The organism is Pseudomonas sp. 9.1(2019), from assembly GCF_009910445.1.
Lineage (GTDB): Bacteria > Pseudomonadota > Gammaproteobacteria > Pseudomonadales > Pseudomonadaceae > Aquipseudomonas > Aquipseudomonas paraversuta.
In genome coordinates this window covers 204783-227635 of sequence record NZ_VBWF01000006.1, presented here as the reverse complement: position 1 = coordinate 227635, position 22853 = coordinate 204783, and the positions used below count along the sequence as shown (strand labels likewise).

The following is a 22853-nucleotide window of genomic DNA, read 5'->3' as shown; positions in this document are numbered from 1 at the left end:
GTTTCAGTGCGCGAAGGCGTTAAACAGTAAACGCGTCTTGCAACAGTTTTGCCTGTTGCTCGGCGTGCATCGATGCATAACCACAAGCAGGTGCAGCAGAAGCGTCACGGCCCGCGTACTCAAGTACGAGAGATTTATCGTGACCGCCAATGATGCGGCGCATGTGATGCTGGCTGCAGTACCAGGCACCCTGGTTCATCGGCTCTTCCTGACACCAGACAATGTGTTTGGCGTTTTTGTACGGAGCCAGGACTTCAATCAAGTCGTCCTCAGGGAACGGGTACAGCTGCTCAAGACGCACGATGGCGATGTCATCACGACCTTCGGCACGGCGTTTTTCCAACAGGTCGTAGTAGACCTTGCCGCTACACAGCACGATGCGACCGACTTTCGCCGGATCCTGTGCATCGATCTCCGGAATAACGGTCTGGAACGAACCTTCGGCCAGATCTTCCAGGGTCGAGACTGCCAATTTGTGACGCAGCAACGACTTGGGTGTCAGGACGATCAGCGGCTTGCGCAGCGGACGGATAACCTGACGGCGCAGCAGGTGGTAAATCTGCGCTGGAGTCGTTGGTACGCACACCTGAATGTTGTGCTCGGCACACAATTGCAGGTAACGCTCAAGACGTGCGGAGGAGTGCTCCGGGCCCTGACCTTCGTAACCGTGTGGCAGCAACATGGTCAGACCGCACAGACGGCCCCACTTGTGCTCACCGCTGGTGATGAACTGGTCAATTACAACCTGGGCGCCGTTGGCGAAATCGCCGAACTGGGCTTCCCAGATAACCAGAGCATCCGGCGTGGTGGTCGAATAACCGTATTCGAACGCCAGTACAGCCTCTTCAGACAGCAACGAATCGTACAGGTCAAAACGTGGCTGACCCTGGTACAGGTGCTGCAGCGGGATGTAGGTGCCAGCATCTTTCTGGTTGTGCAACACGGCGTGACGGTGCGAGAACGTACCGCGGCCGATGTCCTGACCGGTCATGCGAATCGGGTGACCTTCGAACGCCAGGGTCGCGTATGCCATGGTTTCGGCATAACCCCAGTTGATCGGCAGGCCGCCGGCTTGCATTTTTTGACGATCTTCGTAGATCTTCGACACCTGACGCTGAACCACGAAGCCTTCTGGAATTTCCAGCAGCTTGGCCGACAGTTCTTGCAGGGTTTTCAGATCAAAACGCGTGTCGTGACGCGCAGTCCAGGCGTGGCCCAGGTACGGACGCCAGTCAACGAACAGCTCTTTGTTCGGCTCTTTGACCAGACTTTTCACAACATGCAGACCGTTGTCCAGCGCGTTGCGATATTCGTCGATCTTGGACTGAACGCGCTCTGCGTCAACCACGTTTTCCTGAGTCAGACGCTCGGCATACAGTTCACGGGTAGTGCGCTGCTTGGCGATCTGCTGATACATCAACGGCTGAGTGCCGTTTGGCTCGTCGGCCTCGTTGTGACCGCGACGGCGGTAGCAGAACAGGTCGATCACGACGTCACGCTTGAACTGCATGCGGTAGTCGATTGCCAGCTGGGTCACGAACAATACGGCTTCCGGATCATCACCATTTACATGGAGGATCGGCGCCTGAATCATTTTCGCGACGTCAGTGCAGTACTCGGTAGAGCGCGAGTCTTCAGGGTTGCTGATGGTGAAGCCAACCTGGTTGTTGATCACCAGGTGAACCGTACCGCCAGTCTTGAAGCCGCGGGTCTGCGACATCTGGAAGGTTTCCATGACCACGCCCTGACCTGCGAATGCAGCATCACCGTGGATGGAAATCGGCAGCACTTTTTCGCCGGTCTTGTCGTTACGACGATCCTGGCGTGCACGTACCGAACCTTCAACCACTGGAGAAACGATTTCCAGGTGGGAAGGGTTGAACGCCATCGCCAGGTGGACTTCGCCACCGGAGGTCATGACGTTGGAGGAGAAGCCCTGGTGGTATTTAACGTCACCGGAACCCAGCTCGATTTTCTTCTTGCCTTCAAACTCGTCGAACAGGTCGCGCGGGTTTTTACCGAAGGTGTTGACCAGAACGTTCAGACGGCCACGGTGGGCCATGCCGATAACGATTTCTTTGGTGCCGTAGTTGCCCGAACGCTGGATCAGCTCGTCCAGCAAAGGAATCAGGCTCTCGCCGCCTTCCAGGCCAAAACGCTTGGTGCCCGGGTACTTGGTGCCCAGGTACTTTTCCAGGCCTTCAGCAGCAGTCACGCGCTCAAGCAAATGGCCCTTGATCTCTGCCGAGTAGGTTGGACGGCCACGTACGCTTTCGAGGCGCTGTTCAAACCAGTGGCGCTGCTCGGAATCGACGATGTGCGTGAACTCGGCGCCAATGGTGCGGCAATATGTCTGCTGCAAAGCTTCGAGAATTTCGCGTAGGCTCGCTTCCTCTTTGCCGATATACAGGTCGCCGGCACGGAAGGTCGTATCAAGATCGGCATTGGTCAAGCCGTAATGATTGATCGACAGGTCTGCAGGTGCAGGACGCTGCCACAGCCCCAGCGGATCAAGCTGGGCTGCCTGGTGGCCGCGCATCCGATAGGCCTGGATCAATCGCAGCACTTCAACTTGCTTCTTCTCATGCTCACTGCTCACGCTCCCGGCAGAAACCGGTTGGGCGCGGCGCTGGTTCTTTGCCAGCAGCACGAAATGGTCGCGGATTGTAGAGTGCGAAACATCGTTGGCAGAGTTGCCGTCATTGGGCAACGTCTGAAAGTAGGTGCGCCATTCTTCTGGCACAGCGTTAGGGTCGTGCAGGTAGAGCTCATAGAGCTCTTCCACATAGGCAGCGTTACCACCTGAAAGATAGCCGCTGTTCCACATGCGCTGCATCACGCTTTCTTGCATGCTTGGTCACCCTCGGTTAGGGGACACCATCGACGAGAACACCAGAGCACGCTTGAGAAAGTCCGAATACAGCGACTAAAACAAGCCACTTAGGATCACGCTGATAGTCCGGGTACCAGCCCGGATGCCCCTGCTGGTCTCATTTCTTCAAAATAAGAGCCGCAGCTTTTTGAGCTGTTGCTCAGGTTAAAACTACGGCGCCGGTTGAAGCCTGCGCCGTAGCATCTACGGTTACAGCGATCCTGCAGTACAGCTTTGAATCACACGCCGCTCTGCAGCAGCATGCTACGCACGTGACCAATGGCCTTAGTCGGGTTCAGGCCCTTCGGACACACGTTTACGCAGTTCATGATCCCGCGGCAGCGGAATACGCTGAACGGGTCATCCAGTGAAGCCAGACGCTCGCTGGTCTTGGTGTCACGGCTGTCAGCCAGGAAACGGTAGGCTTGCAGCAGTGCAGCAGGGCCCAGGAACTTGTCCGGGTTCCACCAGAAGGACGGGCACGAAGTCGAGCAGCAAGCGCACAGGATGCACTCGTACAGACCGTCGAGCTTCTCGCGCTCTTCCGGAGACTGCAGACGCTCAATGGCCGGGGCCGGAGTATCGTTCTGCAGGAACGGCTTCACCTTCTCGTATTGCTTGTAGAAGATGCTCATATCGACGACCAGGTCACGGATAACCGGCAAACCTGGCAGAGGACGAACGATCAACTTGTTACCTTTTACGACAGCAGACAGCGGCGTAACGCAAGCCAGTGCGTTTTTGCCGTTGATGTTCATGCCGTCGGAGCCGCAAACGCCCTCACGGCACGAGCGACGATAGGAAAAACCTTCGTCCTGCTCTTTGATCAAGGCCAGCACGTCCAGCACCATCAGGTCTTTACCGTTGGTATTGACCTGGAATTCCTGCATGAACGGCGCGGCGTCTTGATCCGGGTTGTAGCGATAAACACTGACTTTCAACATATCGGCCACCCTTAGTAAGTCCGAATCATAGGTTCAAAGGTCGGAACGGTTTTCGGCGAGAAGTTCACCGCACGTTTGGCTACGCGCTTTTCACCCGGGAAGTACAGGGTGTGGCACAGCCAGTTAACGTCGTCACGATCTTCGAAATCTTCACGGGCGTGAGCACCGCGCGACTCTTTACGAACTTCAGCAGCGATTGCAGTCGCTTCAGCCACTTCGAGCAGGTTTTGCAGCTCAAGGGCTTCGATACGAGCAGTGTTGAACGCCTGGCTCTTATCGTTGATTTTCACGTTGGCAATACGCGCGCGCAGATCAGCCAGCTGGGCAATACCCTTCTGCATGTATTCGCCAGTACGGAATACACCGAAGTAGTTCTGCATGCAGCTTTGCAGTTCTTTACGCAGGGTAGCGACGTCTTCGCCGTCGGTACGCGAGTTCAGGCCATCCAGACGTGCCAGGGCAGCATCGATGTCGGACTGACGCGGACGGGCGTAATCAACGCCTTCTTTCAGGGTCTGCTCCAGGAACAGGCCGGCAGCACGACCGAACACCACCAGGTCGAGCAACGAGTTGCCGCCCAGACGGTTGGCACCGTGAACCGATACGCAAGCCACTTCACCCACTGCAAACAGGCCAGGGATGATCTGGTCGACGCCTTCAGCGTCCTGGGTAATAGCCTGACCATGAATGTTGGTGGCAACGCCGCCCATCATATAGTGGCAGGTAGGAACTACCGGGATCGGCGCTACGGCAGGATCGACGTGAGCGAAGGTCTTGGACAGCTCCATGATGCCTGGCAGACGGCTGTGCAGAACTTCTTCACCCAGGTGATCGAGTTTCAGCATTACGTGGTCGCCATCCGGACCGCAACCGTTGCCCGCGATGATTTCCTTAACCATCGAGCGTGCTACAACGTCACGACCTGCAAGGTCTTTGGCGTTCGGAGCATAACGCTCCATGAAACGCTCACCGTGCTTGTTGATCAGGTATCCACCTTCACCACGGCAACCTTCTGTAACCAGTACACCGGCGCCGGCAATGCCGGTCGGGTGGAACTGCCACATTTCGATGTCCTGTACCGGTACGCCTGCACGCAGCGCCATGCCGATACCGTCACCGGTATTGATCAGGGCGTTGGTAGTAGAGGAGTAGATACGGCCTGCACCGCCAGTGGCCAATACGGTCGCGTTAGCGCGGACGTAAGAGGTTTCACCAGTTTCGATGCAAATCACGATCATGCCTACAAAGGCACCATCTTCGTTCTTGACCAGATCGACACCGTAGTATTCGTTAAGGAATACAGTGCCGGCCTTCAGGTTGGCCTGGTACAGGGTGTGCAACAGCGCGTGACCGGTACGGTCGGCTGCAGCGCAGGTACGGGCAGCCTGGCCGCCTTTACCGAAGTCCTTGGACTGACCGCCGAAAGGACGCTGATAGATACGGCCCTGTTCGGTACGGGAGAACGGCAGACCCATGTGTTCCAGCTCGAAAACGGCTTCCGGGCCTACGGAACACATGTACTCGATAGCGTCCTGGTCACCGATATAGTCGGAGCCCTTGACGGTATCGTACATGTGCCAGCGCCAGTCATCGTTTGGATCCGCAGACGCGATCGCGCAGGTAATGCCACCCTGTGCCGATACGGTGTGGGAACGAGTCGGGAAAACCTTGGTGATTACGGCAGTCTTGTGACCGCCTTGCGCCAGCTGCAGAGCAGCGCGCATGCCTGCACCGCCGCCGCCAATGATAATGGCGTCGAACGAGAGTGTATTAACTGTGTTAGCCATGAATCAGATACCCCAAAGAATCTGCACACCCCAGACGAAGTAAGCGAACATTGCAACGCCGCAGACTGCCTGGAAGAGGAAACGTACTGCTGTCGCGGACTTGCCCAGTGCCATTGGCGTCAGGTAGTCGGTCGCGATGGTCCACATGCCTACCCAGGCGTGTGCGCCCAGTGCAACAAGGGCCAGCAGGCTGAAGATACGCATCCAGTTGCTTGCGAACAGCTCATGCCATTGGGCGTAGCCAATGCCAGGGTTCGCAACGAGGTATCCGATCAGGAAGATGAAATAAGCCGCTAGAACAACCGCAGACACACGCTGTGCCATCCAGTCATAGAGGCCCGAACGCGACAGGTTCGTAACGCTGGTTACCATATCCAAACTCCCGCCAGAACAATCATCACTACAGAAATGACGATTACGATTTTCGAGCCCAGTCGGCCGCCTTCAAGCGTCTCACCGATGCCCATGTCCATGATCAAGTGGCGCACACCGGCAACCAGGTGATACAGCAAGGCAGAGAGCAGGCCCCACGCAACGAATTTGGCCAGCGGGCTGGTCAAGCATGCCTTCACCTCGGCAAAACCTTCTTCGGAACCCAGGGATTTGCTCAATGCATAAAGCATGAAGCCCAGGCCGAGAAAAAGAATGATGCCCGATACACGGTGCAGAAATGACGTAACGCCGGTGATGGGGAGTTTGATGGTCCTTAGGTCTAGGTTTACAGGTCGTTGGCTATTCACGGCTTTTTTCACACTGAAGAGCCCCTAACAATCAGGGCAAGTTTGTTGGGATGTGCACTGGTCAGGTACCCACCACCCGGGAGTGACGACCCCCATCTAAACAGGCCCAAAAGCCCCTGGCGGTCGGCTGCCGAGTATAGACAGTTAGGTCACTAATGACAACGCAATCACCTTCCCCTAATAGCGCATTGCGCTTCGGGCATAAAAGGCGTAAACGGCAGGGATATTCGCTAAAAATCGCGGTTCAAAGCCTTGTACAGCAAGACTTTAGGCAAATTGACATTCGAATTTATCTCACTATAGTGGTGCGGGCCCTGCGTGGGGGGTCTGTCTGATGATTTCAAGCATAAATAGGAGGCCACATGGCTGACAAAAAAGCGCAGTTGATCATCGAGGGCGCAGCCCCCGTCGAGCTGCCCATTTTAACTGGCACCGTGGGTCCCGATGTAATCGATGTGCGAGGCCTTACGGCCACGGGCCGGTTCACATTTGACCCTGGCTTTATGTCGACCGCATCTTGCGAGTCGAAGATCACCTATATTGATGGTGACAACGGTATCCTGCTGCACCGCGGCTACCCGATTGAACAGCTGGCCGAACACTCTGACTATCTTGAAACCGCTTACCTGCTGCTGAACGGCGAACTGCCGACCGCAGAGCAGAAGGCTCAATTTGTCAGCACCGTGAAGAACCACACCATGGTTCACGAGCAGTTGAAGACCTTCTTCAACGGCTTCCGTCGTGACGCCCACCCGATGGCGGTCATGTGCGGTGTAGTCGGCGCCCTCTCGGCCTTCTACCACGACTCCCTGGACATCAATAACCCGCAGCATCGCGAAATCTCCGCGATCCGTCTGGTTGCCAAGATGCCTACCCTGGCAGCGATGGTTTACAAGTACTCCATGGGTCAACCCATGATGTACCCGCGTAACGACCTGACCTACGCCGAAAACTTCCTGCACATGATGTTCAACACGCCGTGCGAGATCAAACCGATCAGCCCGGTACTGGCCAAGGCAATGGATAAGATCTTTATCCTGCACGCTGACCACGAACAGAATGCTTCGACCTCCACCGTACGCCTGGCAGGCTCTTCGGGTGCCAACCCGTTCGCCTGTATCGCTGCCGGTATCGCTGCACTGTGGGGCCCTGCCCACGGCGGCGCCAACGAAGCCGTGCTGACCATGCTCGACGAAATTGGCGATGTGTCCAACATCGACAAATTCATCGCCAAGGCCAAGGACAAGAACGATCCGTTCAAACTGATGGGCTTCGGTCACCGGGTTTACAAAAACCGCGACCCGCGCGCCACGGTCATGAAGAAGACCTGCGACGAAGTACTCAAAGAGCTGGGCATCAAGAACGATCCGCAACTCGAACTGGCCATGCGCCTGGAAGAGATCGCCCTGACCGACCCGTACTTCATCGAACGCTCGCTGTACCCGAACGTCGACTTCTACTCGGGGATCATCCTCAAGGCGATCGGCATTCCAACCAGCATGTTCACCGTGATCTTCGCCCTGTCGCGTACAGTTGGCTGGATCTCGCACTGGAAAGAAATGCTCTCCAGCCCGTACAAGATTGGCCGCCCGCGCCAGCTGTACACCGGCTACGAGCAGCGTGACCTCACCAAGCTGGAAGACCGCAAGTAAGGCCTGTCCCACGATAGCGTCCTGATTGCAGCCAATACGGCCCCTGCCTCTTGATAAGAGCAGGGGCCGTATTAGTTTGGGCCGAATGTAACTGCCTGCCTGCAGGAGCGAGCTTGCTCGCGAGCTCTTGAAGCGCCGACCAACAGCCCTCGCCTACGCATTACTGAACAGCGACACAAACAAAAATCCCCCGGTCTTGCGACAGGGGGATTTTTTACATCTGCCGTTTATAGCGGATCAATGATCCACCGCCCCGCTCGCCCCCAGACCGGTCTGAGACCGTACAAATTGCGGGAAGAACAGTGCACGCTCTTTCTCTGCCGCCTTGGACTTGTCGGTGATGGAGAAGAACCAGATACCCGCGAACGCGATGATCATCGAGAACAGCGCCGGGTACTCGTAAGGGAAGATGGCTTTTTCATGATGCAGGATCTGCACCCAAATGGTCGGACCCAGAATCATCAGGCCAACAGCACTGACCAGCCCCATCCAGCCGCCAATCATTGCACCGCGGGTGGTCAGGTTTTTCCAGTACATGGAAAGCAGCAGTACCGGGAAGTTACAACTGGCAGCGATGGAGAATGCCAGGCCCACCATGAACGCGATGTTCTGGCTTTCGAACAAAATACCCAAGCCAATCGCCAGCACGCCGAGGATTACGGTAGTGATTTTCGAAACGCGGATTTCATCCTTGTCGTTGGCTTTGCCTTTCTTGATCACACTGGCATACAGGTCATGGGACACCGCCGAAGCACCTGCCAGGGTCAAGCCCGCAACCACGGCCAGGATGGTGGCAAAGGCCACTGCCGAGATAAAGCCCAGGAAGATACTGCCGCCCACTGCATCGGCCAGATGCACGGCCGCCATGTTGTTGCCGCCCAGCAAGGCACCGGCCGCGTCCTTGAAGGCAGGGTTGGTGCTCACCAGCAGAATCGCGCCGAAGCCGATAATGAACGTCAGGATATAGAAGTAGCCGATAAAGCCGGTCGCGTAGAGCACGCTTTTACGGGCTTCCTTCGCATCACTGACGGTGAAGAAGCGCATCAGGATATGGGGCAGACCTGCAGTACCGAACATCAGCGCCAGCCCGAGGGAGAATGCCGAAATCGGATCCGTCACCAAGCCACCGGGGCTCATGATCGCCTCGCCTTTAGGGTGAACCTTGACGGCTTCGGCAAACAGCGAGTTGAAGTCAAAGTTAACGTGCTTCATCACCATTACGGCCATGAACGTTGCACCCGACAACAGCAGAACTGCCTTGATGATCTGTACCCAGGTGGTCGCCAGCATGCCGCCGAACAACACGTACAGGCACATCAGGATGCCAACCAGAATCACCGCAACGTGGTAGTCCAGACCGAACAGCAACTGAATCAGCTTGCCCGCCCCCACCATTTGCGCAATCAGATAAAACGCCACCACCACCAGCGAGCCACAGGCCGACAGTGAGCGAATCTGGGCCTGACCCAATCGATAGGAGGCCACATCGGCAAAGGTGTATTTGCCCAGGTTACGCAGACGCTCCGCAATCAGGAACAGAATGATTGGCCAACCCACAAGGAAGCCGATGGAATAGATCAGACCGTCGTAGCCAGAGGTGTAAACCAGCGCGGAAATACCCAGAAAGGAGGCGGCAGACATATAGTCGCCTGCAATCGCCAGGCCGTTCTGGAAACCGGTGATTTTGCCACCGGCAGCATAATAGTCCGCTGCCGATTTATTGCGCTTGGAAGCCCAATAAGTAATGCATAGCGTTGCCCCGACAAACAGGACAAACATAATGATCGCCGAAATGTTCAGCGGCTGTTTTTGAACTTCCCCGGTCAAGGCTTCGGCTGCCCAGACGCCAGGGGCCAGGGCAGCAACGCCCAGTGTTGCCAGTAGACGCCCGATCATTGCCCCGCCTCCTTGAGAATTGCATTGTTCAGGTCATCAAATTCGCCATTGGCCCGGTGCACATAGATGCCAGTCAGAATAAAAGCCGAAACAATCAGCCCCACACCGATAGGTATCCCCCAGGTGATGGACGAACCGGGGCTTAGTTTGGCCCCCATGATGTGTGACCCATAAGCAATCAACAGGATAAAGATGGCGTACAACCCGAGCATGATTGCCGAGAGTATCCAGGCGAAGCGTTCTCTTTTTCTAACCAGCTCCTTGAAGAGCGGACTGTTTTGAATAGAGAGGTAAATGCTGTCGTTCATTATTTTTGTCCTCGCAGCACAGATGAGATGGAACGTTTTCACTATTAGGGGGCTTCAAATTCAATTCCAGACGACTTTAGTAGTAGAGCGCCAGATTCGCTCAAGGCCCCGGTTTCTCTAGTCTGCAAGGACGATGTGCAACCGCGCCTAACCCCGGATATGCAAAAACCGCTTGGTGTAAACACCAAACGGTCTTGTGTGCTGCGAGCTAGACACCTCGTGTTTATTTAGCGGTCCATTCGGCAACTCGCTCAGGGTGCTTGGCGACCCACTCTTTTGCCGCTGCTTCAGGTTTTGCGCCCTCCTGAATGGCCAGCATCACCTCGCCAATCTCGTCTTTGGAGTTCCAGGCAAATTTTTTCAAAAAGGCCGCAACTTCAGGGGCTTTGTTGTCCAGCTCTTTGCTGCCGATGCTGTTGACTGTTTCCGCAGCGCCATACACACCTTTCGGATCATCCAGGAAGCGCAGTTTCCACTTGGCAAACATCCAGTGCGGTACCCAGCCAGTGACGACGATCGGCTCGTTTTTAGCGTAAGCGCGACCCAGCTCCGAGGTCATGGCCGCCCCGGAACTGGCCTGCAGTTTATAGTCCAGCCCGTAGTCCTTGATCGCCTCGTCGGTTTTGAGCATGACGCCGGATCCTGCATCAATGCCGACGATTTTCTTTTTATAACCGGCATCGCCCTTGAGGTCGGCAATGGACTTGGCTGCCACATACTCAGGCACGATCAGACCAATTTTTGCGTCTTTAAAATTAGGCCCGTAATCGACAACCTTGTCCTTGTTCTTGGCCCAGTACTCGCCGTGGGTAACCGGCAACCAGGCCGACAACATGGCATCCAGCTTGCCCGTCGCTACGCCCTGCCACATGATCCCGGTGGCGACCGGCATCAGCTTCACGTCATAGCCCAGCTTCTGCTTGATCACCTCAGCCGCTACATGGGTGGTCGCCACGCTGTCGGACCAGCCGTCAACATAGCCAATATTGAGCGTCGGCTTGCTCTGGGCGTTCGCCAGCCCCGCACTCATCGCCAGCACCAAGGCAGCTCCCGCGCTCAAAATTCGTCGCATCTTCATTAGTGATTCCCCGCAGTGCAGGGCCCGACGAGTGCCGGGCCACATCAACTATTTCAGGGCCCGCCCTGCACCCCGACCCAATATGCCCCTCGATAATCAACCCCGCCCGTTCGCCGGCCTGCTCTGACGACGACCCCCAGGCACCCGCTAACGACATCGACCGCACTGCGGCAACAGGAACCCCCATTGAATAGCGGGATGCCATCAAGGGTTACATGTCCAAACTTTACCGGGCGCGCTACGCCCTCCAATTGCAGGTAAGATGCGCGGCTTTGCTCCCATACGGCCTGACCATGTCCGCGACTGCCCGCTCCCCCGTCCTGCCTTATCTGTTCGCCTGTGTACTGGGCGTGTTTGCCATTGCCGGTTTCTGGTACGGCCTTGGCCAACCGGTGATCTTGCCCGATGCCGCCACCCCGACCCACAAACTGCAATGTGCGTCTTACACCCCGTTTGACAAGGATCAGTCGCCGTTCGACCAGCCCTTCGTGCCACGGGTTGAGCGGATGGACGCGGATCTGGCATTGCTGGCCACCCGCTTCGAATGCCTTCGCACCTACTCCCAGACAGGCCTTGAACAACTGCCCGAACTGGCACGCAAGCACGGCTTGAAGCTGATGATGGGGGCGTGGGTGAGCAGCAATGCGCAAGCGACCGCCGAAGAAGTGAAGGCACTGATTGCCTCGGCCAATGCCAACCCGGACGTGGTCACGTCTGTGATCGTCGGCAACGAAGCCTTGCTGCGCAAAGAAGTCACCGCGCCACAACTGGTCAAGCTGATCAATCAGGTCAAAAGCCAGATCAAGCAACCCGTTACCTACGCCGATGTCTGGGAGTTCTGGCTGCAACATCCGGAAATTGCCCCGGCCGTGGACTTCCTGACTATCCATCTACTGCCTTATTGGGAAGATGACCCTGCGGGCATCGACCAGGCAGTGAAGCATGTGGCGCAGATTCGCCAGGTGTTCGGCAACAAGTTCGCGCCCAAAGATATCCTGATTGGCGAAACCGGCTGGCCAAGCGAAGGACGCCAGCGTGAGACCGCCCTGCCGAGCCGGGTCAACGAGGCCAAATTCATCCGTGGCTTCGTCAATCAAGCGGAACAGAATGGCTGGAAGTACAACCTTATCGAAGCCTTCGACCAGCCCTGGAAGCGCGGCAGCGAAGGCGCTGTCGGCGGCTACTGGGGCTTGTTTGATGCCGATCGCCAGGACAAGGGCATTCTGGCCGGGCCTGTGTCCAACCTTCCGCACTGGCCCGTCTGGCTGGGACTTGGTGTGGCACTGTTCTTAAGCACCCTGGTGGTTGGCGGGCGGGCTCGCAGCACTCGCTCTGCCCTGCTGCTGCCGGCCCTGGGCGCTATTGCGGGTTGCAGCGTCGTGGCATGGGCCGAACTGGCTTCGGTCACCAGCCGTTACGCCGGAGAATGGCTATGGGCAGGCATTCTGCTCGGCTTGAATGTCATCGTATTGACCCATGGCGCTTTGGCCCTGGGTCAAAAGGATGGCTGGCGCGAGCGCCTGTTCAATGTGCTGGAACGCCGGGCCGGATGGTGGCTTGCCGCCGCGGGCTTCGCCGGAGCCGTGATGATGCTGGGGCTGGTTTTCGAACCGCGCTATCGCAGCTTCCCGAGTGCTGCGCTGCTGCTGCCTGCACTGGTTTACCTGTTGCGTCCGGTACGGGGCCCGCGCCGGGAGCTGGGCCTGCTGGCATTTATCATTGGCGCCGGGATACCGATACAGCTATATCGCGAAGGGCTTGATAATCAACAGGCCTGGGTCTGGGCACTGGTCTGCGTATTGATGGTAGCGGCGCTGTGGCGCAGTCTCAGGATTCGCTGAAAATCTGCAACGGATCGCGGGCAGGCAAGCTTCTACAAAGCGTGCTTGCCCGCGACAGTTCAGGCGCCTAGCGCGCCCTGACCAGGCGCAACCCCGCGATCACCACGGCGAACACCGCCAGACTGGCGTTATACAGCGCCAGCGCAGGAAACCCGAACAACAAGGCCAAAACTGCCAGCGCACTGCCAACCCGCCCGCGAACAAAAAATGCGATCACCGAGGTGGCCACAGCTACCCAGCCCAGCACCCGGAAATGAATCAGCCAACCCATATTCGCCCGCAACTGGCACTCCCAGCGCGCCGCCTCTGCAACACAGGTCCCGACCCATTGCGAGTCTTCCATAAAGCCATAGCGCAGGCCATAACTGGCAGCCAGCCAAAGAGCCAGGACGGGAAGCAGCAAGATCAACGGCATACGAGCACGCATAAAAAACTCCAAGAGGCAAAACGGCGCCCAGCTTAATCTCCCCTCTTCTGTATGCAAGCCTTGCAATCAGATATCTGTTCACTAAAGTCATTCAACGTGTATCGTCTGCTAGCTTTTTGCCTGCTCTAAACGGAATCGGGGATTTAATCGTGCTGCTCCATGGCACTTTGACGGTAGCCCTGTGGTCATAGCCTGCGAATCTTCTGCGCACCTTCTTAGGGATAGTCTCCATGCTTCGTTCTCTGCCTTTCGCCGCCTTGCTCTGCGGCCTTTTATTGAGTGCGTCCGCACAGGCGGTCGATGTTGACCCCGCCACCTATGGCTACCCCCTGACCAACCCATTCGAAGCCACAATTGCGACTACACCTCCGGAAATGCGTCCGCTGCTTCCGGACGATGACGATATCGACCAGTCGGATTACAGCCTCAAGCTGCGCCCTGAACGCGAGTTCACCTTGCCCGCCAACTTCTGGGCAGTAAAAAAGCTCTCCTACCGCATGGCCAAACAGGATCATCCGGCCCCGCTGATGTTTCTGATTGCAGGCACCGGCGCGCCCTATGACAGCAGCCTCAACGAGTTCCTGAAAAAGCTCTTCTACAAGGCCGGCTACCATGTGGTGCAACTGTCATCGCCGACCAGCTATGACTTTATGAGCGCCGCCTCACGCTATGCCACCCCGGGCATCAGCCAGTACGATGCCGAAGATTTGTACCGGGTAATGCAGGCCGTGCGTGCGCAGCAGGCTAACGTCCCGGTCACCGACTACTACCTGGCCGGCTACAGCCTGGGAGCGCTGGATGCAGCGTTCGTCAGCCATCTGGATGAGACCCGAAAAACCTTCAACTTCAAAAAAGTGTTGCTGCTTAACCCGCCGGTCAATCTCTACACCTCCATCAGCAACCTCGACAAGCTGGTGCAGACCGAGGTTAAAGGCATCAACAACAGCACCACTTTCTATGAATTGCTGCTGAACAAACTGACCCGCTACTTCCAGCAAAAAGGCTATGTCGATATAAATGCCGCCCTGGTCTACGACCTGCAGAACTCCAAGGAACGCCTGACCAACGAACAGATGGCAATGCTGATCGGCACTATGTTCCGCTTCGCATCGGCCGACATCGTGTTCACCTCGGACCTGATCAACCGCCGCGGACTGATTACCCCGCCGAACTATCCGATCACCGAAGGCACCAGCCTCACACCGTTCCTCAAGCGCTCGCTGCAATGCGACTTCGACTGCTATCTCACAGAGCAGGTGATCCCGATGTGGCGCGCCAGGACTGACGGCGGCAGCCTGTTGCAACTGATCGATCAGGTCAGTCTGTACGCGCTCAAGGATTATCTGCAAAACAGCCCGAAGATCTCCGTCATGCATAACGCTGACGACATCATCCTGGGGCCTGGCGATCTTGGATTTTTGCGTAAAACCTTCGGCAATCGCCTGACGGTCTACCCGTATGGTGGCCATTGCGGCAACCTCAACTACCGTGTCAACGCTGACGCTATGCTGGAGTTCTTCCGTGGCTAAACATATTTTGCTTCTCGCCGCCCTGCTCAGCGCCGGCTATGCCCAGGCAGACAACGGCAAGACCCAGACCGAACGCACTCAGGACATCGACGGCTTTACCCAGCCGTTGAAGATGCTGCAGTTCAATCCCGGTCTTGATCAGCGTGAATTTGAACGCGCGACCATGAACGCCCTGAGCGTGTATGACCCGCTGGAGTCCATCAACCGCCGGATTTACCACTTCAACTACCGCTTCGACCAATGGGTCTTCCTGCCAGTGGTTGATGGTTACCGCTATGTCACCCCGAGTTTCCTGCGTACCGGGGTGAGCAACTTTTTCAACAACCTGGGTGATGTACCCAACCTGTTCAACAGCCTGTTGCAACTCAAGGGACATCGCTCCCTGGAGACCACAGGACGCTTGCTGCTGAACACCACGCTGGGCGTGGGCGGCTTGTGGGACCCGGCAACAGCCATGGGCCTGCCACGCCAAAGCGAAGACTTCGGGCAAACCCTGGGCTTTTATGGTGTACCCGGCGGTGCTTACTTGATGCTGCCAATCCTCGGCCCTTCAAACCTGCGTGACACCACGGGCCTGGTGGTCGACTACGGCGTGAATCAGGAAATCAACTTCCTCAACGTGCCTCACGAAAGCACCCGGCATCCGGAAATCTGGGTACTGGGCGCTGTCGACAAGCGCTACAACACCAGCTTCCGCTATGGGCAATTCGACTCGCCGTTTGAGTACGACAAGTTGCGCTATATCTATACCGAAGCCCGCAAACTGCAGATCGCTGAATAATCAGGTTTACAGGGCTGCATGCCAGTGCAGCCCTGCCCTGAGGTTAAACCCGCAAAAATCGGCATAGCGCTTCGCGCTTGGCCATCGCATCACGCCGCCCAAGCTCAATCAATTCCCGACAATAGCCTGACTCAAACAGCAAGTAGCTCAGCACCCCTGCGCCGCTGGTTTGGGTGGCGCCCGGACCGCGCAAAAACATGCGCAACGCCGACGGCAGTTCATGCCGGTGGCGGGCCGCTATTTCGTCGATCGGCTGACTCGGGGCGATGATCAGCACCTCTACCGGCGCCAGCCCCAGATTGTCTGACTGATGCGGCAACAGGCGGGCGAAGTGGTTCATGCGCTCGAGCAGTTCAATATCACTCTCGAGGCTGTCAATGAAGGTACTGTTGAGCATGTGCCCGCCAATCTGCGCCAGCGTGGGTTGCTGAGCGTTGGAGTAGAGTTGCTGGTCGACTTGCGGGTCAGGCCCGCGCGGATTGCCGCTCACCCCCACCACCAGTACACGACTGGCCCCCAGATGCAGGGCGGGACTGATGGGCGCAGATTGACGCACCGCGCCGTCACCGAAGTACTCCTGCCCGACCTTGACCGGGGCAAACAATAGCGGGATGGCGGAGCTGGCCAGCAGATGATCCACCGTCAATGCCGTAGGCAAACCAATACGCCGGTGGCGCAACCAGCCATCGATTGCCACCTGCCCTTGATAGAAGGTCACCGCCTGACCCGAGGTATAACCAAACGCCGTCACCGCCACAGCCCGCAACTGCTGCTCGGCAATTGCCTGATCAATCCCGGGGAAATTGATTTTATCGGCAAGCAAACTGCGCAAGGGTGAACTGTTGAGCAAGGCCACGGGAACATGGGAGCCCAGCCCGAGCAGGCTGTGACTCAGAAAGCGTGCAGCCTGGTGGATCACCCCCGGCCAGTCGCTGCGCAACACCAGATGGCTCTCGAAGCCCTGCCAGAACTCAGTCAAGTGCTCGACCGCCCTGGCAAAGTCCAGCGCCCCGCTCGCCAGACTGACCGCATTTATTGCCCCGGCCGAAGTACCGACAATGACCGGGAACGGATTAGCGCAACCGGCAGGCAGCAACTCGGCAATCGCTGCCAGTACGCCAACCTGATAAGCCGCCCGCGCACCGCCTCCGGACAGGATCAGGCCCGTAACCGGAGCCAGCGGCCTCAAGGCAGCTCGCCCTTGCAGCAGACAGGCTCAACGGCGCTTGTCGTAGAGCTTGGGCTCGCCCGGCGGACGGGTTTTGAAGCGTCTATGGGCCCACAGGTATTGTTCCGGACATTCGCGTATCGCGCGCTCGACCCATTGATTGATTCGCAGGCAATCAGCCTCATCGCTTTCTCCGGGGAAATTGCTCAGGGGCGGATGAATCACCAATTTATAACCACTGCCATCCGCCAGTCTCTGCTGAGTAAAGGGCACAACCTGCGCTTTGCCCAATTTGGCGAACTTGCTGGTAGCGGTCACAGTTGCGGCCTGAATCCCGAACAGCGGCACAAAGATACTTTGCTTGGCGCCATAGTCCTGGTCAGGTGCGTACCAGATAGCCCTTCCTGAGCGCAGCAGCTTGAGCATGCCGCGCACATCGTCGCGCTCCACTGCCAGCGAGTCGAGGTTATGTCGCTCACGCCCGCGGCGCTGGATAAAATCGAAGAGCGGGTTTTTGTGTTCGCGGTACATGCCATCAATGGTGTGTTGCTGGCCGAGCAAGGCGGCACCGATTTCCAGTGTGGTGAAGTGGAACGCCATTAAAATAACGCCCTTGCCATCCCGTTGCGCCTGCTTGAGGTGCTCCAGCCCTTCAATATGGGCCAGCCTGGCCAGGCGCGGCCTGGACCACCACCAGCTCATGGCCATTTCAAAGAAAGCGATACCGGTCGAGGCAAAATTGTCTTTGAGCAACTGCTCGCGCTCGGCGGCAGATTTCTCAGGGAAACACAGCTCAAGGTTACGCGCGGCAATGCGCCGACGCTCACCGGCTACCCGATACATCAGGGCACCCAGTACCCGGCCGATGCACAATTGCGCTTTATAGGGCAGTTGCACCACCAGCCACAGCACGCCTAAACCCAGCCACAGCAGCCAGAAACGCGGATGAAAAAAAGCAGCACGAAATTGCGGGCGATCCATTAATGATTCCGGACAGACACATGGCCGACCATTCTACATCGTTCGACCCCGCTTGCGGCCCGCGGGCGATCTCGTTATAAGTCTCAGCACTTTAAGTTACAAGCCGCGTTAAACAGACCATGAGCCCAACCGAATCGCTAGACCAAGCCCCTGTGTTCCAGCTAAAGGGCAGTATGCTCGCCATTACGGTGCTGGAACTGGCCAAAAACAACCTTGAAGCCCTTGATCGCCAACTGGCAGCCAAAGTGGCTCAAGCGCCGAATTTTTTCAGCAACACCCCACTGGTGCTGGCCCTGGACAAACTGCCAGCCGGTGAAGGTGCGATCGATTTGCCCGGGCTGATGCGCGTGTGTCGCCAGCATGGCCTGCGCACCCTGGCCATTCGGGCCAGCCGCATCGAAGACATTGCCGCAGCCATCGCCATCGACCTGCCGGTCTTGCCGCCTTCAGGCGCCCGTGAGCGACCGATCGACCCGGTCGAAGTCGTAGAGCCGAAGAAACCCGAAAAACCGCCTGAACCCGTGATCAAGCCGACCAAGATCATCACCAGCCCGGTACGCGGCGGCCAGACCGTTTATGCAGAAGGCTGTGACCTGGTAGTCATCGCTTCAGTCAGCCCCGGTGCGGAACTTATGGCCGATGGCAACATCCATGTTTACGGGCCAATGCGCGGTCGTGCGCTGGCCGGACATAAAGGCAACACCAAGGCACGGATTTTTTGCCAGCAACTGAGCGCCGAGCTGGTGTCCATTGCCGGCAAGTACAAGGTTTCGGAAGATTTGCGTCGCGACCCCTTGTGGGGTTCAGGGGTGCAAATCAGTCTGTCAAGTGACATGTTGAACATCACCCGTCTTTAACGGATACTCTCGCCATTTTCCAAGCATCTCCAAAGCGTAGGAACTCAGACTCAACCTTGTAGGAAATCAATACTCAGGCAGTGCTTATGCTGTGTAAGCCTGACCCGCAAAGATGACCCACCAGGGCTGCTCACCTGCCGTCGTGTACAGAGATGTTATTCAGGGGCTAAAAAGTCCTTTTTCCTTAGGGGTGAAACACCTTGGCCAAGATTCTAGTGGTTACATCCGGCAAGGGTGGTGTGGGTAAGACCACCACCAGCGCCGCTATCGGTACCGGCCTCGCTCTGCGCGGCCACAAAACAGTGATCGTCGACTTCGACGTCGGCCTGCGTAACCTCGACCTGATCATGGGTTGTGAGCGCCGCGTGGTGTATGACTTCGTTAACGTAGTCAACGGCGAAGCCAACCTGCAACAGGCCCTGATCAAAGACAAGCGTCTGGAAAACCTGTACGTGCTGGCTGCCAGCCAGACACGCGACAAGGATGCCCTGACCAAGGAAGGCGTCGAAAAAGTTCTTATGGAACTTAAAGAGACCTTCGAATACGTGGTCTGCGACTCACCTGCAGGTATCGAAACCGGTGCTCACCTGGCCATGTACTTCGCCGATGAAGCGATTGTCGTGACTAACCCGGAAGTATCCTCGGTGCGTGACTCCGACCGCATGCTGGGCCTTCTGGCGAGCAAGTCGCGCCGCGCCGAACTGGGCGAAGAGCCGATCAAGGAACACCTGCTGCTGACCCGCTACAACCCTGAGCGTGTCAGCAAAGGCGAAATGCTCGGCGTTGAAGACGTCAAAGAAATTCTGGCCGTGACCCTGCTCGGTGTCATTCCCGAATCCCAGGCAGTACTCAAGGCATCCAACCAGGGCGTGCCCGTGATCCTCGATGATCAGAGTGACGCCGGACAGGCCTACGGCGACGCAGTTGATCGCTTGCTGGGCAAAACCGTGGAGCATCGGTTCCTCGATGCACAGAAGAAGGGATTCTTCGAGCGCCTGTTTGGAGGCAACTAAGCAATGAATATTTTTGACTTCTTTCGTGCCAACAAAAAGGTAAGTACCGCGTCGGTCGCGAAAGAGCGTCTACAGATCATCGTGGCGCACGAACGCGGCCAACGCAGCACCCCGGACTACTTGCCGGCTCTGCAAAAAGAGCTGGTGGAAGTAATCCGCAAGTACGTCAATATCGAGTCCGATCAAGTACAGGTTGCGCTGGAAAACCAGGGCAGCTGCTCGATTCTGGAACTCAACATCACGCTGCCAGATCGTTAATCAATCCGGCTGAAACCACGGCGACCTGGAAGTTTCTCTGCAAAGGGAAACATCCAGGTCGCCGTTGGCGTTTGTTAAGAGGCTGTTTTAATGCCGTTGTCGAACATCCACATTATCCATCAGGACGCTGGCGTTCTGGTCGTCAACAAGCCGACCCTGCTGCTTTCCGTGCCAGGCCGGGCTGAAGACAACAAAGACTGTCTGATCACCCGCCTGCAAGAGAACGGCTATCCCGAGGCGCGCATCGTCCATCGCCTGGACTGGGAAACCTCGGGGATCATTTTGCTGGCCCGTGATGCCGATACCCATCGCGAGTTGTCGCGACAGTTTCACGACCGCGAAACCGAAAAAGCCTACACCGCGCTGGCCTGGGGTCAGCCCGAACTGGACAGCGGCAGCATTGACTTGCCATTGCGTTACGACCCGCCGACCAAACCCCGGCATGTGGTCGACCACGAGTTCGGCAAAAACGCCCTGACCTTCTGGAAAGTGCTGGAGCGATGCGGCGACTACTGCCGGGTTGAACTGACGCCGATCACCGGTCGCTCGCACCAGTTGCGCGTGCATATGCTGTCTATCGGCCACCCGTTGTTGGGCGACGGACTGTACGCCCACCCCCAGGCGCTGGCAGCCTGGCCGCGCCTGTGTCTGCACGCCAGCATGCTCAGCTTCACCCACCCGCAAACGGGCGAGCGCCTGCGCTTTGAGTGCCCGGCACCTTTCTGACCGATGATGCAATCGCTGGCAAGCCGGCTCCCACAGGTGGTGTCGGCCTACCAAAAGCAACTCATTGCGGGAGCTGGCTTGCCAGCGATTCAGGCGGCGCGTCCTGCCTGAAAACAAGGTAACGCCATCACACCCAGGCCTGCGCCCAAAGAGCCCCGCGCAGGTTTTTACACAGCAACAAATCTTCTGATCAATGCGCTAAACTCGCGGCCTTGCTGTCTGGAGTAACTTATGCGCGAAGAGTTGAACCAAGGCCTGATCGACTTTCTGAAGGCCTCCCCTACCCCGTTCCATGCCACTGCCAGTCTTGTTCAGCGTCTGGAGGCCGCCGGTTATCAGCGCCTCGACGAACGCGAAACCTGGTTCACCGAAGCCAACGGTCGCTATTACGTCACCCGCAATGACTCTTCCATTGTTGCTTTCAAGCTGGGTCGCCACTCGCCCCTGCAAGGTGGCATCCGCATGGTGGGTGCACACACAGACAGCCCGTGCCTGCGGGTCAAGCCACAACCGGAATTACAGCGCCAGGGCTTCTGGCAACTGGGCGTCGAAGTCTACGGCGGTGCCTTGCTGGCCCCCTGGTTCGACCGCGACCTGTCGTTGGCCGGGCGCGTCACCTTCCGCCGCGATGGCAAGGTCGAAAGCCAGCTGATCGACTTCCGCGCGCCTATCGCCACCATCCCCAACCTGGCCATCCATCTTAATCGCACCGCCAATGAAGGCTGGGCGATCAACCCGCAGACCGAACTGCCGCCGATTCTGGCCCAGGTTGCAGGGGATGAGCGCGCAGACTTCCGCGCCCTGCTCACTGACCAACTGGCCCGCGAACACGGCCTGAACGCTGACGTGGTGCTGGATTACGAGCTGAGTTTCTACGACACCCAAAGTGCTGCGGTCATCGGCCTCAACGGCGATTTCATTGCCGGTGCACGCCTGGACAACCTGCTGTCGTGCTACGCAGGCCTGCAAGCCCTGCTCAACACCGAAACCGAAGAAAGCTGCCTGTTTGTGGCCAACGACCACGAAGAAGTCGGTTCGTGTTCGGCCTGCGGTGCCGACGGTCCGATGCTGGAGCAAATCCTCCAGCGCCTGCTGCCTGAAGGTGACGAGTACGTACGCACCATTCAGAAATCGCTGCTGGTTTCGGCTGACAACGCCCACGGCGTGCACCCGAACTACGCCGACAAACACGACGCCAACCACGGCCCGAAACTGAATGCCGGACCGGTGATCAAGGTCAACAGCAACCAGCGCTACGCCACCAACAGCGAGACAGCCGGGTTCTTCCGTCATCTGTGCATGGCCGAAGAAGTGCCGGTACAAAGTTTCGTAGTGCGCAGCGACATGGGCTGCGGCTCGACCATTGGCCCGATTACCGCCAGCCATTTGGGTGTTCGCACCGTGGACATCGGCCTGCCGACATTCGCCATGCACTCCATTCGCGAACTGGCGGGCAGCCATGACCTGGCACACCTGGTCAAAGTGTTGAGCGCGTTTTACGCCAGCAACCAACTGCCATAAGAACTGCCCCGCATGAGCGGGCTTGTCTGGCGATGATCTCGAGAGCGACGTGTTTAACCTGTAAGCACGTATTCTCGTAAACCATCATCGCCAGACAAGCTCGCGCCTACAAAGGCAGGGTGCATGATGTGAGCATCATGCACCCTGGGGCAGTTGATTCATTTTTGATATATGTCACCGCACTTTCCGGGAAAGCGACCTAGACTCATGGGCATTAATTCCTTCAGGTCATTACCCATGATTGAGCTGTCCGCGTTTCACTCCATGATGATTCCAATTGTCTGCGGCATGCTGTTGCTGACCATTGGCTTCACCCTCCGTGACCGGCCCAGCGGCGTCGGCGTATTGATGATCTGGTGCGGCATGCTGCTGATTTTCGGCACTATCATCTTCAAGATTGTGGCCAAGCTCAACGAATCCTCGCTCTGACTTTTACCCTGGATCCGCGATCACTGATTTATACAAATGAATGAT

Annotated in this window: 21 protein-coding genes; 10 read left to right on the top strand and 11 right to left on the bottom strand. The window is 57.3% G+C overall.

The features are described 5' to 3' along the window. Positions 1-19: 19 nt before the first annotated feature. The 5 genes from FEZ21_RS10850 to sdhC all read right to left on the bottom strand — a co-directional run bounded on the left by FEZ21_RS10850 (position 20) and on the right by sdhC (position 6355). Positions 20-2851, bottom strand: a complete 2832-nt coding sequence (locus FEZ21_RS10850; RefSeq protein WP_003446913.1) for a 2-oxoglutarate dehydrogenase E1 component — start codon at positions 2849-2851, stop codon at positions 20-22. A 260-nt stretch (positions 2852-3111) separates the two neighbouring features. Continuing rightward, positions 3112-3816 (bottom strand): succinate dehydrogenase iron-sulfur subunit, encoded by a 705-nt coding sequence (locus FEZ21_RS10845; RefSeq protein ID WP_003446911.1) that lies wholly within the window; start codon positions 3814-3816, stop codon positions 3112-3114. Between the two features lie 11 nt (positions 3817-3827). Beyond that, the gene (gene sdhA, locus FEZ21_RS10840) at positions 3828-5603 is read right to left on the bottom strand and encodes a succinate dehydrogenase flavoprotein subunit (protein WP_003446909.1); all 1776 of its coding nucleotides are present in this window, start codon (positions 5601-5603) and stop codon (positions 3828-3830) included. A gap of 3 nt (positions 5604-5606) precedes the next feature. Next, positions 5607-5975: a succinate dehydrogenase, hydrophobic membrane anchor protein gene (gene sdhD, locus FEZ21_RS10835; RefSeq protein WP_003446906.1), complete on the bottom strand. Its 369-nt coding sequence runs from the start codon at positions 5973-5975 to the stop codon at positions 5607-5609. After that, a complete protein-coding gene (gene sdhC / locus FEZ21_RS10830) occupies positions 5969-6355 on the bottom strand; it encodes a succinate dehydrogenase, cytochrome b556 subunit (protein WP_085985560.1) in 387 nt (128 codons plus the stop codon). The genes sdhD and sdhC overlap by 7 nt, the downstream gene beginning before the upstream one ends. 350 nt (positions 6356-6705) lie before the next feature. Between sdhC and gltA the strand changes: the two genes are divergently transcribed. Next, positions 6706-7995, top strand: a complete 1290-nt coding sequence (gltA, locus tag FEZ21_RS10825) for a citrate synthase (protein WP_003446901.1) — start codon at positions 6706-6708, stop codon at positions 7993-7995. 237 nt (positions 7996-8232) lie between these two features. On the opposite strand, the gene FEZ21_RS10820 is transcribed toward gltA, so the two are convergent. The 3 genes from FEZ21_RS10820 to FEZ21_RS10810 form a co-directional block, all read right to left on the bottom strand. Next, positions 8233-9891 (bottom strand): cation acetate symporter, encoded by a 1659-nt coding sequence (locus tag FEZ21_RS10820; protein WP_003446898.1) that lies wholly within the window; start codon positions 9889-9891, stop codon positions 8233-8235. Then, on the bottom strand, positions 9888-10199 hold the full coding sequence (locus FEZ21_RS10815) for a DUF485 domain-containing protein (RefSeq protein WP_003446897.1): 312 nt from the start codon (positions 10197-10199) through the stop codon (positions 9888-9890). Before FEZ21_RS10815 ends, FEZ21_RS10820 begins: the two co-directional genes overlap by 4 nt. A gap of 223 nt (positions 10200-10422) precedes the next feature. Next, positions 10423-11277, bottom strand: coding sequence for a glycine betaine ABC transporter substrate-binding protein (locus FEZ21_RS10810; RefSeq protein ID WP_160627090.1), 855 nt, complete (start codon positions 11275-11277; stop codon positions 10423-10425). 293 nt (positions 11278-11570) lie between these two features. On the opposite strand from FEZ21_RS10810, the gene FEZ21_RS10805 reads away from it, so the two are divergent. Continuing rightward, positions 11571-13118 carry a beta (1-6) glucans synthase gene (locus FEZ21_RS10805; protein ID WP_160627088.1) on the top strand — a complete coding sequence of 516 codons (1548 nt, stop codon included), beginning with the start codon at positions 11571-11573 and terminating at the stop codon, positions 13116-13118. A gap of 67 nt (positions 13119-13185) precedes the next feature. On the opposite strand, the gene FEZ21_RS10800 is transcribed toward FEZ21_RS10805, so the two are convergent. Continuing rightward, on the bottom strand, positions 13186-13545 hold the full coding sequence (locus FEZ21_RS10800; RefSeq protein ID WP_003446892.1) for a hypothetical protein: 360 nt from the start codon (positions 13543-13545) through the stop codon (positions 13186-13188). Positions 13546-13775: 230 nt separating this feature from the next. Between FEZ21_RS10800 and FEZ21_RS10795 the strand changes: the two genes are divergently transcribed. Together FEZ21_RS10795 and FEZ21_RS10790 are read left to right on the top strand one after the other, a co-directional pair. After that, positions 13776-15074, top strand: a complete 1299-nt coding sequence (locus tag FEZ21_RS10795) for a serine/threonine protein kinase (protein WP_127195891.1) — start codon at positions 13776-13778, stop codon at positions 15072-15074. After that, the gene (locus FEZ21_RS10790; RefSeq protein ID WP_003446888.1) at positions 15067-15855 is read left to right on the top strand and encodes a VacJ family lipoprotein; all 789 of its coding nucleotides are present in this window, start codon (positions 15067-15069) and stop codon (positions 15853-15855) included. Before FEZ21_RS10795 ends, FEZ21_RS10790 begins: the two co-directional genes overlap by 8 nt. Positions 15856-15898: 43 nt before the next feature. On the opposite strand, the gene FEZ21_RS10785 is transcribed toward FEZ21_RS10790, so the two are convergent. Then, positions 15899-17044 carry a patatin-like phospholipase family protein gene (locus tag FEZ21_RS10785; RefSeq protein WP_010656986.1) on the bottom strand — a complete coding sequence of 382 codons (1146 nt, stop codon included), beginning with the start codon at positions 17042-17044 and terminating at the stop codon, positions 15899-15901. A gap of 27 nt (positions 17045-17071) precedes the next feature. After that, on the bottom strand, positions 17072-18004 hold the full coding sequence (locus FEZ21_RS10780) for a lipid A biosynthesis lauroyl acyltransferase (RefSeq protein WP_003446885.1): 933 nt from the start codon (positions 18002-18004) through the stop codon (positions 17072-17074). Between the two features lie 119 nt (positions 18005-18123). On the opposite strand from FEZ21_RS10780, the gene minC reads away from it, so the two are divergent. The 6 genes from minC to FEZ21_RS10750 all read left to right on the top strand — a co-directional run bounded on the left by minC (position 18124) and on the right by FEZ21_RS10750 (position 22808). Continuing rightward, positions 18124-18861, top strand: coding sequence for a septum site-determining protein MinC (gene minC, locus FEZ21_RS10775; protein ID WP_003446883.1), 738 nt, complete (start codon positions 18124-18126; stop codon positions 18859-18861). Positions 18862-19061: 200 nt separating this feature from the next. After that, positions 19062-19874 carry a septum site-determining protein MinD gene (gene minD / locus FEZ21_RS10770; protein ID WP_003446882.1) on the top strand — a complete coding sequence of 271 codons (813 nt, stop codon included), beginning with the start codon at positions 19062-19064 and terminating at the stop codon, positions 19872-19874. Between the two features lie 3 nt (positions 19875-19877). Next, positions 19878-20132: a cell division topological specificity factor MinE gene (gene minE / locus FEZ21_RS10765; protein WP_003446880.1), complete on the top strand. Its 255-nt coding sequence runs from the start codon at positions 19878-19880 to the stop codon at positions 20130-20132. Between the two features lie 90 nt (positions 20133-20222). Continuing rightward, the gene (locus tag FEZ21_RS10760) at positions 20223-20858 is read left to right on the top strand and encodes an RluA family pseudouridine synthase (RefSeq protein WP_003446879.1); all 636 of its coding nucleotides are present in this window, start codon (positions 20223-20225) and stop codon (positions 20856-20858) included. Between the two features lie 231 nt (positions 20859-21089). Next, positions 21090-22379 carry a M18 family aminopeptidase gene (locus tag FEZ21_RS10755; RefSeq protein WP_003446878.1) on the top strand — a complete coding sequence of 430 codons (1290 nt, stop codon included), beginning with the start codon at positions 21090-21092 and terminating at the stop codon, positions 22377-22379. Between the two features lie 237 nt (positions 22380-22616). Then, positions 22617-22808, top strand: coding sequence for a hypothetical protein (locus FEZ21_RS10750; RefSeq protein WP_003446877.1), 192 nt, complete (start codon positions 22617-22619; stop codon positions 22806-22808). The last annotated feature ends 45 nt before the right edge of the window (positions 22809-22853 follow it).

Excerpts from the sequence above, each read along its gene's own strand:
- FEZ21_RS10815 (WP_003446897.1), bottom strand. The coding sequence starts at position 10,199 with ATGAACGACAGCATTTACCTCTCTATTCAAAACAGTCCGCTCTTCAAG.
- sdhD (WP_003446906.1), bottom strand. The coding sequence starts at position 5,975 with ATGGTAACCAGCGTTACGAACCTGTCGCGTTCGGGCCTCTATGACTGG.
- gltA (WP_003446901.1), top strand. The coding sequence starts at position 6,706 with ATGGCTGACAAAAAAGCGCAGTTGATCATCGAGGGCGCAGCCCCCGTC.
- sdhA (WP_003446909.1), bottom strand. The coding sequence starts at position 5,603 with ATGGCTAACACAGTTAATACACTCTCGTTCGACGCCATTATCATTGGC.
- FEZ21_RS10800 (WP_003446892.1), bottom strand. The coding sequence starts at position 13,545 with ATGCGTGCTCGTATGCCGTTGATCTTGCTGCTTCCCGTCCTGGCTCTT.
- FEZ21_RS10805 (WP_160627088.1), top strand. The coding sequence starts at position 11,571 with ATGTCCGCGACTGCCCGCTCCCCCGTCCTGCCTTATCTGTTCGCCTGT.
- FEZ21_RS10810 (WP_160627090.1), bottom strand. The coding sequence starts at position 11,277 with ATGAAGATGCGACGAATTTTGAGCGCGGGAGCTGCCTTGGTGCTGGCG.
- FEZ21_RS10820 (WP_003446898.1), bottom strand. The coding sequence starts at position 9,891 with ATGATCGGGCGTCTACTGGCAACACTGGGCGTTGCTGCCCTGGCCCCT.
- FEZ21_RS10845 (WP_003446911.1), bottom strand. The coding sequence starts at position 3,816 with ATGTTGAAAGTCAGTGTTTATCGCTACAACCCGGATCAAGACGCCGCG.
- FEZ21_RS10760 (WP_003446879.1), top strand. The coding sequence starts at position 20,223 with ATGCCGTTGTCGAACATCCACATTATCCATCAGGACGCTGGCGTTCTG.
- FEZ21_RS10850 (WP_003446913.1), bottom strand. The coding sequence starts at position 2,851 with ATGCAAGAAAGCGTGATGCAGCGCATGTGGAACAGCGGCTATCTTTCA.
- FEZ21_RS10750 (WP_003446877.1), top strand. The coding sequence starts at position 22,617 with ATGATTGAGCTGTCCGCGTTTCACTCCATGATGATTCCAATTGTCTGC.
- minE (WP_003446880.1), top strand. The coding sequence starts at position 19,878 with ATGAATATTTTTGACTTCTTTCGTGCCAACAAAAAGGTAAGTACCGCG.
- minC (WP_003446883.1), top strand. The coding sequence starts at position 18,124 with ATGAGCCCAACCGAATCGCTAGACCAAGCCCCTGTGTTCCAGCTAAAG.
- FEZ21_RS10780 (WP_003446885.1), bottom strand. The coding sequence starts at position 18,004 with ATGGATCGCCCGCAATTTCGTGCTGCTTTTTTTCATCCGCGTTTCTGG.
- FEZ21_RS10795 (WP_127195891.1), top strand. The coding sequence starts at position 13,776 with ATGCTTCGTTCTCTGCCTTTCGCCGCCTTGCTCTGCGGCCTTTTATTG.
- FEZ21_RS10755 (WP_003446878.1), top strand. The coding sequence starts at position 21,090 with ATGCGCGAAGAGTTGAACCAAGGCCTGATCGACTTTCTGAAGGCCTCC.